The 11,190-nt window shown below is 38.8% G+C and carries 12 protein-coding genes, 1 pseudogene and 2 riboswitches; of the genes and pseudogenes, 11 read left to right on the top strand and 2 right to left on the bottom strand.

Annotated features, from left to right (window positions below):
* Positions 1-201 precede the first annotated feature (201 nt).
* Positions 202-1,023: an alpha/beta fold hydrolase gene (locus ACO1DI_RS21930; protein WP_014459893.1), complete on the top strand. Its 822-nt coding sequence runs from the start codon at positions 202-204 to the stop codon at positions 1,021-1,023.
* On the opposite strand, the gene ACO1DI_RS21935 is transcribed toward ACO1DI_RS21930, so the two are convergent.
* On the bottom strand, positions 1,009-1,650 hold the full coding sequence (locus tag ACO1DI_RS21935; RefSeq protein WP_116741204.1) for a LysE family transporter: 642 nt from the start codon (positions 1,648-1,650) through the stop codon (positions 1,009-1,011). The genes ACO1DI_RS21930 and ACO1DI_RS21935 overlap by 15 nt on opposite strands.
* A 152-nt stretch (positions 1,651-1,802) precedes the next feature.
* Here ACO1DI_RS21935 and ACO1DI_RS21940 point away from each other — a divergent pair, with 152 nt between their 5' ends.
* The 5 genes from ACO1DI_RS21940 (at position 1,803) to ACO1DI_RS21960 (ending at position 4,516) form a co-directional block, all read left to right on the top strand.
* Positions 1,803-2,570: a YqcI/YcgG family protein gene (locus ACO1DI_RS21940; RefSeq protein ID WP_423145612.1), complete on the top strand. Its 768-nt coding sequence runs from the start codon at positions 1,803-1,805 to the stop codon at positions 2,568-2,570.
* Positions 2,545-2,853: a cupin domain-containing protein gene (locus ACO1DI_RS21945; protein ID WP_014459896.1), complete on the top strand. Its 309-nt coding sequence runs from the start codon at positions 2,545-2,547 to the stop codon at positions 2,851-2,853. Before ACO1DI_RS21940 ends, ACO1DI_RS21945 begins: the two co-directional genes overlap by 26 nt.
* A 21-nt stretch (positions 2,854-2,874) precedes the next feature.
* Positions 2,875-3,462 carry a cysteine hydrolase family protein gene (locus ACO1DI_RS21950; RefSeq protein ID WP_014459897.1) on the top strand — a complete coding sequence of 196 codons (588 nt, stop codon included), beginning with the start codon at positions 2,875-2,877 and terminating at the stop codon, positions 3,460-3,462.
* Between the two features lie 90 nt (positions 3,463-3,552).
* Entirely contained in the window at positions 3,553-4,044 is a 492-nt protein-coding gene (locus ACO1DI_RS21955) for a GNAT family N-acetyltransferase (protein ID WP_014459898.1), read from the top strand.
* 103 nt (positions 4,045-4,147) lie between these two features.
* On the top strand, positions 4,148-4,516 hold the full coding sequence (locus ACO1DI_RS21960) for a hypothetical protein (RefSeq protein WP_226555495.1): 369 nt from the start codon (positions 4,148-4,150) through the stop codon (positions 4,514-4,516).
* A 36-nt stretch (positions 4,517-4,552) separates the two neighbouring features.
* Here the strand turns inward: ACO1DI_RS21960 and ACO1DI_RS21965 are convergent, their stop codons facing one another.
* Positions 4,553-5,992, bottom strand: coding sequence for an amino acid permease (locus ACO1DI_RS21965; RefSeq protein ID WP_013057233.1), 1,440 nt, complete (start codon positions 5,990-5,992; stop codon positions 4,553-4,555).
* Between the two features lie 102 nt (positions 5,993-6,094).
* A riboswitch (Lysine riboswitch) is annotated at positions 6,095-6,279 on the bottom strand.
* Between the two features lie 174 nt (positions 6,280-6,453).
* Positions 6,454-6,554, top strand: a riboswitch (TPP riboswitch).
* Between the two features lie 32 nt (positions 6,555-6,586).
* On the opposite strand from ACO1DI_RS21965, the gene thiT reads away from it, so the two are divergent.
* The 5 genes and pseudogenes from thiT to ACO1DI_RS21990 form a co-directional block, all read left to right on the top strand.
* A complete protein-coding gene (thiT, locus tag ACO1DI_RS21970; protein ID WP_423145613.1) occupies positions 6,587-7,195 on the top strand; it encodes an energy-coupled thiamine transporter ThiT in 609 nt (202 codons plus the stop codon).
* 156 nt (positions 7,196-7,351) lie between these two features.
* Positions 7,352-8,770, top strand: coding sequence for an ethanolamine ammonia-lyase reactivating factor EutA (locus ACO1DI_RS21975; protein ID WP_140450931.1), 1,419 nt, complete (start codon positions 7,352-7,354; stop codon positions 8,768-8,770).
* Positions 8,771-8,796: 26 nt separating this feature from the next.
* Complete coding sequence (locus ACO1DI_RS21980) at positions 8,797-10,167, top strand: ethanolamine ammonia-lyase subunit EutB (protein ID WP_014459901.1); 1,371 nt, start codon at positions 8,797-8,799, stop codon at positions 10,165-10,167.
* A gap of 14 nt (positions 10,168-10,181) precedes the next feature.
* Positions 10,182-10,895: an ethanolamine ammonia-lyase subunit EutC gene (eutC, locus tag ACO1DI_RS21985; RefSeq protein WP_014459902.1), complete on the top strand. Its 714-nt coding sequence runs from the start codon at positions 10,182-10,184 to the stop codon at positions 10,893-10,895.
* A 21-nt stretch (positions 10,896-10,916) separates the two neighbouring features.
* A pseudogene (locus ACO1DI_RS21990) lies at positions 10,917-11,069 on the top strand (ethanolamine permease); the annotation flags it as partial.
* Between the last annotated feature and the right edge of the window lie 121 nt (positions 11,070-11,190).

An 11,190-nucleotide genomic window follows, 5' to 3' on the forward strand; every position in this document is an offset into this window, starting at 1 on the left:
GTAAAGCTTTTAAAGCTTTACTACTTTTTTTGTTTAATGTTTTTAAATTAAACTATGTTCTAAATGAACAATATAGAAGAGTTACCCTACTTCTCATCCCAGATACACATTATACGCCTCCTACACAAGCCTCTAAGAAACTTTTGAATGTTCCAATTGTCCTAAACATATATATAAAAGAACAACTAGGAGGTGTTATACATGAACTATTTTATTCACGTAACTCCTAAGACTAAACTTTTTGTTCGGGATATTGGAAAAGGGGAACCCGTTCTTTTCCTTCACGGGTGGCCTGTTAACGCTAAAATGTACGAATACCAATTTACAACGCTGCCGGCCCGCGGTATTCGATGTATCGCTCCTGATCTTCGGGGATTCGGAAAATCAGATGCACCTTTCACCGGCTATTCTTATAATCAATTAGCAGATGATATTCGCATGTTAGTAGAAAGACTGGAACTTAAAAATTATACGCTCGTAGGCTTTTCTATGGGGGGAGCCATTGCCATTAGATATATGAGCAGACATTTAGGATATGGCGTGAAGAAGTTAATTTTATTAGGGGCAGCGGCTCCAAGCTTTATTCAAAAAACTGATTTTCCATATGGACTTCCTGTTGAGGAAGTAAATACAATTATCCAAAATACGTATAAAGATCGTCCTAACATGCTTGAGAACTTTGGGGGAAAGTTTTTTAATCAGCCTATCAGCTCAGCTTTTAGAGGATGGTTTCAAGATTTAGGTTTAGAGGCATCTGGTCATGGAACCATTAAAACTGCGGTGTCTTTACGAGACGAAGACTTACGGGAGGATTTGAGTCAAATTTTCGTCGAGACATATATATTACACGGAAAAAAAGATCAAATTTGTCCATTTGATCTTGCAAAAGTAATGAATCGTCACATTTCGTTTTCTACACTTATCCCGTTTGAAAATAGTGGACACGGCCTTTTTTATGATGAACGTGAGAAAGTAAATGACACCCTTATTGAACTCATCAATAAAAGCTCAGCCGATAAGTAAGGATACACATTTAAAACCGAATTGGCAGCCAAATAAAAAAAGTAGAAAACCAGCACCTAACGTAATGAGGCGAAAAAGCTTAGGCGTGATAAATTTTCTTGTAAAATGAATGCTGCTCGCAATATTTAAATTCCAAAGAAGTATGCCAAAAATAATAAAGAAGCTATGAAAAAAGACGGATAGCCACGTTTGACTTTGAAGGCTTTCGCTTAAGCTTGATCCAAATACACCAAACCAAAACACAATATTTAAAGGGTTCATAAGAGCAATAAAAAAACCTGTAAAAAACGACTTATCTTTTGTAGCAGAAGGGTTATTTACATCTACTGAAAAGGAACGAGAGACAGCTTGCTTCATACTTTGAAAGCCAACAAATGTAAGCATGACAAAACCCGTTGCATAAAGGGAAACAGTAACAGCCTGCATCTGAACAAAAGGCGTTAACCCTATTAAAATGAGGAGCATAAATAAAATATCGGCCGTCATGCCTCCTAAACCAACTAGCCAAGAAGCCCAAAATCCTTTTGTCAGCCCTTTTTTAATCATCTCTATATTAATTGGACCTACTGGTGCTGCCAGACTAATACCTAGAATTATTTGTTTTATAGCAATCAAAAACCACTCCAAAAACACAGCCTCCTTTCTAACTTGTCCAACAGTAGCTTATATATATATAGATTAGAGTTTTATAATTTAGAAGCGGGATTTAGTTAAAAATACTCATAAACTTTCTTTTTTTTAATACACATGTAACGTTGAGTTCCATAAGGAGGGTTTTAATGGCATCAAAAATGCTTTTTCGAGCTAATGAGATTTTAGAGTCAACGCATGTCCCGTTCTGGGGAAAAGATGCTTTTCAATATTTCCAAAGCGATATATTATCAGAAGAAAATCCATTTCCTTGTATATTAGGGGTAGAAGGCTTTAAAAAAGATTTACTGCGTTTTTCATTTGTGACTACTCCTTATAACTACCAAGATATTAGGAGTGCAGCGTCGGCACTTAGAGAATACATAGATACGTTCAAGACCATAGGTCGCTATACATCTTTTGTGTTATTCTTTAAGCCTGAACATAAAGAACGTTCAATGGAAGAGTACGAAACGATGTTTTGGGATACGCTGACATTTCTTCATCAAATTGATCAAAAGAAATGGCCGCAAGACATTCCAAAAGATCCAAAAGATGCATTATGGGAATTTTGCTTTCACGGAGAACCTATTTTTGTCGTCTGTAATACACCTGCTCATTCTTTACGTAAAAGCCGTAAGAGCAGAGGATTTATGATTACATTTCAGCCTCGGTGGGTGTTTGAAGGAATGACAGGGGATTCGAAAATAGGGAAGCATGTACAAAAGATCGTTCGCGATCGGTTAAAAACATATGATGACGTAGCAGCTCACCCTGAATTAGGCTGGTATGGGCAGCAGGAAAACCGAGAGTGGAAGCAATATTTTTTACACGATAATAATAACCATACTACCGGACAATGTCCGTTTAAATTAAAAAGGAGTGAGCAGCATGGACGTAAAAAAAGCCTCTATTAAAAAAGGAGTTGGCGGAAAGTTTGAAGAAGTAATTAAAGAACTGCTTCCCGCGTATACTGGATACGTTGAAGTACAGCACGATATTGCTTTTCAAACGCACCCATCTCATACGCATCCAACTGATGAAATTCTTCATATCCTTGAAGGATCTATTCACTTTACAGTTGAACGTGATACGGTTCTATGTCAGGCAGGAGATCGAATACATTTACCGAAACAAACGGTTCATTCGTCAAAAGCTGGTCCTGATGGGTGCACATACGTTATTTCCATTTTAAAATAAAGACGAAAGAAGATGATGCTTATGCTACGTTCCCGGCCAGTGCTGCTGCTTATCGATGTACAAGAAGGGTTTTATTCACCCGAGTGGGGAGAAAGAAACAATTTAGATGCAGAAAAGAATATGCTGACGCTACTGCAAGCATGGAGGCGCCAAGATTATCCTGTCATTCACGTGCAGCATGCATCAGAAAATCCAGATTCTCCTTTACACCCAAGTTCAAAGGGATTTCAGTTTAAAGAAGGATTTGGTCCACAAGAAGATGAATACTTAATTCGTAAACACGTAAACAGCTGCTTCATTGGAACAGAGCTAGATAGCTATTTAAAAGCAAATGGCTATGAGACGCTTATCTTAATAGGACTAACTACTAATCACTGCGTCTCTACGACTGCCCGCATGGCTGGAAATCTAGGGTACAGGACGTACGTTGTGAACGATGCAACGGCTTGTTTTGATTGTATGTCCTACGATGGAAAAACAAGGCTTCCTGCAGAAGATGTACATACATTCGCACTGTCTTCTTTGCACGGAGAGTTTGCAACGGTCGTTTCTACAAAAGAGACACTTCAAGTTCTTCAAACCTTTCAATATGCTCAAAATCATAACTGATGTGCATGCGCACATCGGTTTTTTATGTAGATTATGTTTATTAAAAGAAGTAAAATAAAGATAATTCTATACTATAAGGAGTTTGTACATATGATCATTCGTTATGCTAAAGAAGAAGATTTACCTATGCTTGTTGAAATTTATAATCAGTCCGTTCAAACAAGTGCTGCTACTTTTGACTTAACGCCTGTAACAGTAGAACAAAGAAGGGGCTGGTTTAATAATCATATTAGCAATGAACTCTTTCCGCTTATTGTCGCGGAAAAAGATGGAGTAGTAGCGGGCTATGCTTCGCTTTCTTCTTATCGAGATAAAGAAGCGTACATTCAAACGGTAGAGCTATCGATTTATATTGATAAAAATCAGCAGGGGTATGGCATTGGAAAACAGCTTATGAAGCGGATTTTGGAATTGGCTAAAGAACTCAACCATCACGTTGTCATTTCAGGGATTACAAAAGGGAATGATATCAGTATCAAAATGCATGAGCAATTTAATTTTACATTCTGCGGAGAATTTAAAGAAGTAGGCTGGAAATTTGATCAGTGGCAAGATGTGCTTTTTTATCAGCTTATTTTATAAGATGTATGACACCTTTACACATTGTAACGTTTTAGTTTCATGTGTAAAGGTTATTAAAATAATAAGTCATTTTATTATTTTAATACGAAAGGTGTTAGCTATCATGAATACACATTTTCAATATCAGCATATAAGAGCTATTCCAAAAAGATGGTCCAAAAAAGAACTGCATATCCAGCTGAATAGAATCAAACACAATTCTGAACTATCTACTATAACAGCAGATCCGCTTTTTCACCTGTTACAATGTACTCGTTCGGGCCTTCAAACTAAGCAAGAAATCATAGACTACATCCAAAGCATTCCTACTCATCAACTTCCATCTTTTGTAACCTATTTAAGCAGGTTAATTCAGCATATTTATTATATAGAAGCTGCTGATTACTGCAATCGTCCCCTCAAAGGTTATATGCTTGTTATGAAAAAACAGCCCGCCTATATATCTCTACATTTTGCTGATCAGATCACATAAAAAAAGCTCTCTATTCAAAAGAATAGAGAGCTTTTTTTATTCGTATTTTTTCACTGTTACTTGGCATTCTTTTAACGGAATAAGTTTTGACTTTTTCGTCCATTTGTATCCTAACCAAACAATTAAGAATAAAGGAAGTCCGATATAAGAAACAAGTACACCGTACCAGTCAATCGAATCACCCATAAACGCCGAATAGTTTTGACCTAAAATAACAACAGCACATAAAATAAAGGCAAAGATAGGACCAAACGGGAAAAGTTTTGCATGATATGGAAGTTCACTCAAATCATGACCTTGGGCAACAAATGCTCTTCTAAAACGATAGTGGCTGATTGCAATTCCTAACCAAGCAATAAAACCAGACATACCAGAAGCATTAAGTAACCATGTGTATACCGCACCGTCTCCAAAAAATGAAGCACCAAATGCAAGTGTACCGACAAGTGCCGTTGCGATTAAGGCATTAACCGGAACGCCTCGTTTATTCACTTTTGCTAAGAACCTTGGTGCTTTTCCATCTTTCGCTAAGTTCCATAGCATACGCGTAGAAGCATACATACCTGAGTTACCAGCAGATAAAACGGCTGTTAAAATAACGGCATTGATAGCTGATGCTGCAAACGCCAGACCTGCTCGTTCGAATATTAGAGTAAACGGACTTACCCGCACATCATCACTTGCTAATGAATCCGCTGTGTATGGAATAAGCATTCCAATAACAAAAATAGCTAAAATATAAAATAACAAGATGCGCCAGAAGACTTGTTTAACTGCGCGAGGAACCGTTTTTTCCGGATCTTCACTTTCTCCAGCTGCGACTCCAAGCAACTCTGTTCCTTGGAATGAAAAACCAGCAGCCATAAAAATACCTAGTACAGTAAAGAATCCACCGTGAATCGGTCCATCACCAAGCGTGAAGTTTTTAAAACCTGGTGCTTCATTGTTAAAGATACCAAAAATCATCATAATACCAATAACTAAAAAGATGATAACCGTTACTACTTTAATTAACGAAAACCAAAATTCAGATTCACCAAATCCTTTTACAGAAAGGTAGTTAAGCCCAAACATAATTAATAAAAACAGGGCACTCCATAAAATGGAAGAAGAGTTTGGGAACCAAAATTTCATAATAAGGGCTCCAGCGGATAATTCAGCTGCAATCGTAATAGCCCAGTTATACCAGTAGTTCCAGCCGAGAGCGAAACCAAAGGATGGATCTACAAAACGAGACGCATACGTACTAAATGAACCAGCTTCAGGCATATAAGCTGCGAGCTCTGCTAGGCTGGTCATCAAAAAGTAAACCATGACGCCAATGATAGCGTAAGCTAAAAGCGCTCCCCCAGGTCCTGCTGTGTGAATTGCTCCACCACTTGCTAGGAATAAGCCGGTTCCGATGGCTCCTCCTAATGAAATCATCGTTAAGTGGCGAGATTTCAACCCACGTTTTAATTCTTGCTGCTCTTGCATAGATAAATACTCCTTTCGAATGTACGGAAAGAGACGGGATAACATAAAAAAAGCCCGCAGTATATGTGCGCGCTTTTAAATCTGAAAACCGCGTCAACCTTCCGTGAAGATAGCTCTTCACATCACTCGCATGATGTGACAGTTCTGTTCCTGTTCGGAGACAGCCCCAGCTTAAATCAACCGAGAAGTGATCTAAACTTCGGCAATTTTTCCTTTCAAGCAACATCCTCAATGTTCTCTGCATTTCCGTTACTTTACTATTAAAAACTGCGACCTCTACCTCATCGATTAGGATGAGGGTTTTTTATATTCAATTGACATAAAAGAAGTATAACAAATACTAAAACGATTGTCATTATAAAAAATAGATTCAGAAAATAGAAACATCTTTGAAATCTCTCGAATCTATTTTGTTACATATGGTATAATATACATTGTCTTTATACTACATAAATATCCAAACGTACCACAGGGGGAGCCGCCGTGCTGAGAGTGAACGAAATGTTCAGACCCTTAGAACCTGTTAGTTAACGCTAGCGTAGGAATGTGGGAATAGTAGCATATATTTGCTTACTCCTGTGTAAACCGTTTGATATGAATGATTCAAAAACAGGAGTGAGAAACGTGAATAAAGAATTACCTTTACAGGCTAAAATTGAAATAGCTATTTTTGCAGCATTGGCACTTCTACTTGACCTTTTGCCTTCCATTAAGATTGCAACGGCTGTAAGTATTTCGTTCTCCATGGTGCCCATTTTTATTATGTGCTTTCGCTGGGGAGTAAAAGGCGGGGCTCTATCTGGTCTATTATGGGGGCTTTTGCAGTTAGCGACAGGAACGGCTTATATTTTAACAGCGCTACAAACATTTATTGAATATATTGTGGCTTTTGCTTTTATAGGTTTTGGAGGTATTTTTTCACAATCTATTAAAACAAATTTAGCTACCAATAACAGATCAAAAGCTTTTGTTTTGATTGTTTTATCCCTTATTATCGGAAGCTTCGCACGTTATTTCTGGCACTTTATTGCTGGTATTATTTTCTGGGGATCGTACGCACCAAAAGGTATGTCCGCTCTGTGGTATTCTTTTTCAATGAACGGTATTTCAATGGTAGGGTCACTAATAGCCTGCTTAGTCATTCTTTCATTGTTAATTCCATCGGCATCAAGAATGATTGTAACTAAATCACATTCATCATAAGAAAAAAGACTAAATCTACCAAGATTTAGTCTTTTTTGTCATTTGTCACCTTTCTTTACACAAAAGTGTGTCAGGTTTGATAACATAGTTAGTGAAATATTCAAAAAACTGTTTTATGATAGTCAACATATTCAAACGAGATAAAGGATTGATAGCATGCTACAGAAATGGATCACGAGCATAGGTTTAGATATTGGAACAAGTACAACAAAACTGATTGTAAGCAAGCTGTTAATAGCAAATCAACAAAATCAGTTTACGCTGCCAGGCTGTCAAATTATTGATCGTCAAGTAACGTATGCAAGTTCTATCTATACCACACCTATGCTAAACGAGGTTGAAATCGATGTTCAACGATTAACGGTACTACTAGAACAAGAGTACAAGAATGCAGAAATCTCCTTAGATCAAGTGGAGGCGGGCGCTGTGATCATCACAGGAGAAACTGCTAGAAAGCAAAATGCAGAAACTATCGTTCACTATCTAGCCGAACATGCTGGAGATTTTGTTGTTGCAACAGCCGGTGCTGACTTGGAAGGAATATTGGCGGCAAAAGGATCAGGAGCAATCCAACATTCCGCTGAAACAAATGCAGTAATTGCCAATATTGATGTAGGAGGAGGCACCGCTAACATCGCTTTATGTCAAAACGGAAAAGTGATCGAAACGTTTACGCTGCATGTAGGTGGAAGATTAATTCGGCTGAATTCAGACGGCTTTGTTACCTACGTTTCACCTTATTTAACTGAATTTTTAAAAAATAATTCTTTAATACTGCGAGAAGGTGAAAAAGCAACATTTGAAAAACTCTCGTCTATCTGTCAATTACTAGCTGAAGAAACCGTGAATTATGTAAGAGCACTAATTCAAACCTCTTCGCTGCTCGTTTCTCCTCATACAAGATCTTCTATCCAACCAGAAACAATTATGATTTCAGGAGGGGTAGGAGCAATGATGGAGAAGCAAAAGCCGAAAACAGTGAGGGAAGTGGCTGTACATGGAGACATTGGTCCTCTGCTAGCGTATCAGTTTCAATCCATACACGTATCTCAAGCCGCTGAAACAACGCGCGCTACTGTCATTGGGGCTGGCATGCAAAATACAGAAGTTAGCGGATCAACCGTATACATTAAGTCTAAAAAACTGCCGCTGAAAAACATTCCGATTATAGAAATACCTGTACAGCCAGAGGAGGAGTGGAATCCGCAGCTGTTTCAAGAAAGAGCTCGAGCGTCATGCATGCAGGCTTCAACTATTTTCAGCGCAGAAGATCCTCCCGTTGCTATTGCTTTATCGCATTTTCCTTACTGCAGCTATAAGATGCTTCAAGAATTAGCAAAAGTAATAAGCGCTGAATTTGGTGCTTGTTTTAAGGGAGCTAAGTGCCTCGTTGTTTTATGCGAGCAAGATATTGCAAAAGCCTTAGGACAAGCACTAGCCAAACAGAAGAAAGAATTAGAAATTATTTGTTTAGATCAAATTGATTTTACACACGGAGATTACATCGATTTAGGGTTACCAGTAGCTGGAGAAGCAATCTCCGTTTCCGTTAAAACGCTCGCTTTTTCATCCTAATCCACTAAATATACAAGGAGGAAACGATGTTTAAAACTACACGATTATTAGGAGAAACATTTTCATTTTATAGCTTAAAAGAAATCATGGCCAAAGCAAACGAAGAACGTTCTGGAGATCAGCTAGCAGGAATTAGCGCCGAGTCAATGAAAGAACGAATGGCAGCCAAACAAGTTCTAGCTGATATCACACTTGCTGATATTCGAAATTACCCGCTGCTAAGCGCAGATGAAGACAACGTCTCGGCAATAATCGAAAGTCAGATCGATTCATCGGCTTACGACATTATAAAAAACTGGACGGTAGCAGATTTGCGAGAATATATTTTATCTGATCAGCATAGCGGAGAAGACCTTCTTGCACTTAGCAAAGGATTAAGCAGCGAAATGATTGCGGCAGCTACTAAAATTATGTCCAATTTAGATTTAATTCAAGGAGCTGCCAAGATAGAAGTGCAAACTACTTGCCAAACGACTATCGGCCAAAAAGGAGTATTGGCTTCTCGGGCCCAGCCTAATCATCCTTCAGATAACTTAAAAGGAATGAGAGCATCTCTATACGAAGCGTTAAGCTATGGAATTGGAGATGCGGTTATTGGAATTAACCCCGTTATTGACACAACGGATAATATTTACGCGCTTTTAAATGAAACAAAAAATATAATCAATGAATGGTCCATCCCTACTCAAAACTGTGTATTATCACATGTAACAAGTCAGATGAGAGCAATCGAAAAAGGAGCATCTGCTGACTTGATTTTTCAAAGTTTAGCAGGTACAGAAGCTGGTAATGATTCATTTGGAATTTCACTGTCTATGCTCGATGAAGCGACAGCGCTAATTCATGAAAAAGGAACGGCAAAAGGTCCAAACCGCTGGTATTTTGAAACAGGACAAGGTTCTGAACTGTCAGCAGAAGCTCACTATAACATTGATCAAGTAACGCTCGAAGCTAGGTGCTACGGCTTAGCTCGTCACTACAAGCCTTTCTTAGTTAACACGGTTGTTGGATTTATTGGACCTGAATATTTATATAACAGCAAACAAGTTCTACGAGCTGGGCTTGAAGATCACTTTATGGGCAAAATGCACGGCCTGCCTATGGGAGTAGACGTATGTTACACCAATCACATGGATGCTGATCAAAACGATATGGATAATTTAAGTATGCTTCTAGGAACCGCTGGAGTGAACTTTGTGATAGGAGTGCCTATGGCTGATGACTGCATGCTAAACTATCAGTCTCTTAGTTATCATGATATCGCAACGGTGCGCAATGTACTTGGACGTACCCCAACGCCGTTATTTCAAAAATGGCTTGAAGATCAGCGTATTATGGAAAACGGACGGTTTACATCAAGAGCTGGAGACCCAACTGTTTTTATGAATTTGATTTAAGGAAGGTGCTTACTATGATACCAAAGTCAAATCACGATCCGCTTGAAACACTTAAACAATTTACCCCTGCCCGCATAGGTGTCGGCCGTACAGGAACAAGGCCGCTAACAAAAGACGTTTTATCTTTTCGCACCGATCATGCTGCAGCCGTAGACTCTGTATACGGCGCAGTTTCAGAAGATATTCTATCTGAGTTTAACCTTTTTCCTGTGAATACACGCGTGGAGTCAAAAGAACATTATTTAAAACGGCCGGATCAAGGGAGGTTATTAGCAGATGACGCTAAGAAAGAAATTTTTAAAAACTGCGTGCCACAGCCTGATGTACAAGTAGTGGTATCAGATGGACTGAGCGCTAAGGCAATTGAAGAAAACATGAGCGACGTGTATCCTGCTTTAATTGATTCACTGGAGTCATATGGACTTCGTATCGGGACTTCGTTTTTTGTAAAAGGAGGACGAGTTGCATGTATGGATGAAATCGGCGAGATCATAAAGCCAAAAGCACTTGTGCTATTGATTGGAGAGCGACCTGGGCTGGTCAGTGCTGAATCAATGAGTGCTTACATGTGCTATGAACCTAGCAAAGGCAAAAAAGAGTCTGATCGTATGGTTATTTCTAATATTCATAAAAGAGGAACGCCTCCTATTGAGGCAGCCGCACATATCGGTACCATGATTGACAAAATGATCAAGCAGCAAACAAGCGGCGTACATCTTATTGTCTAAACATCAAAAGGAGGAGAAGGTATGGCGTTACAAAAACAATTAAAACCTATTCATTTATGGGCTATTTCAGTCGGCATGGTTATTTCAGGACAATACTTTGGATGGAATTATGGGTTTGAACAAGGTGGGATTATCGGACTTGCCATTGCGACGTTGATTGTAACTGTGTTTTTCATACGACGTGAAGCGGCGCACGAAAAACGCGAAAGCGTTTCACGATAAATGCGAAACGCAGTCCCTCAGCTTCGTAAGTAGGGTTAAACACCCGGTTCGGATAACCCAACGAGAGACCAGA

Origin of the sequence: Priestia sp. 40, assembly GCF_049368575.1 — a bacterium.
GTDB classification, from domain to species: Bacteria; Bacillota; Bacilli; order Bacillales; family Bacillaceae_H; genus Priestia; species Priestia zanthoxyli.

Excerpts from the sequence above, each read along its gene's own strand:
- ACO1DI_RS21930 (WP_014459893.1), top strand. The coding sequence starts at position 202 with ATGAACTATTTTATTCACGTAACTCCTAAGACTAAACTTTTTGTTCGG.
- ACO1DI_RS21940 (WP_423145612.1), top strand. The coding sequence starts at position 1,803 with ATGGCATCAAAAATGCTTTTTCGAGCTAATGAGATTTTAGAGTCAACG.
- ACO1DI_RS21945 (WP_014459896.1), top strand. The coding sequence starts at position 2,545 with ATGGACGTAAAAAAAGCCTCTATTAAAAAAGGAGTTGGCGGAAAGTTT.
- ACO1DI_RS21950 (WP_014459897.1), top strand. The coding sequence starts at position 2,875 with ATGCTACGTTCCCGGCCAGTGCTGCTGCTTATCGATGTACAAGAAGGG.
- ACO1DI_RS21955 (WP_014459898.1), top strand. The coding sequence starts at position 3,553 with ATGATCATTCGTTATGCTAAAGAAGAAGATTTACCTATGCTTGTTGAA.
- ACO1DI_RS21960 (WP_226555495.1), top strand. The coding sequence starts at position 4,148 with ATGAATACACATTTTCAATATCAGCATATAAGAGCTATTCCAAAAAGA.
- ACO1DI_RS21965 (WP_013057233.1), bottom strand. The coding sequence starts at position 5,992 with ATGCAAGAGCAGCAAGAATTAAAACGTGGGTTGAAATCTCGCCACTTA.
- thiT (WP_423145613.1), top strand. The coding sequence starts at position 6,587 with ATGAATGATTCAAAAACAGGAGTGAGAAACGTGAATAAAGAATTACCT.
- ACO1DI_RS21975 (WP_140450931.1), top strand. The coding sequence starts at position 7,352 with ATGCTACAGAAATGGATCACGAGCATAGGTTTAGATATTGGAACAAGT.
- ACO1DI_RS21980 (WP_014459901.1), top strand. The coding sequence starts at position 8,797 with ATGTTTAAAACTACACGATTATTAGGAGAAACATTTTCATTTTATAGC.
- eutC (WP_014459902.1), top strand. The coding sequence starts at position 10,182 with ATGATACCAAAGTCAAATCACGATCCGCTTGAAACACTTAAACAATTT.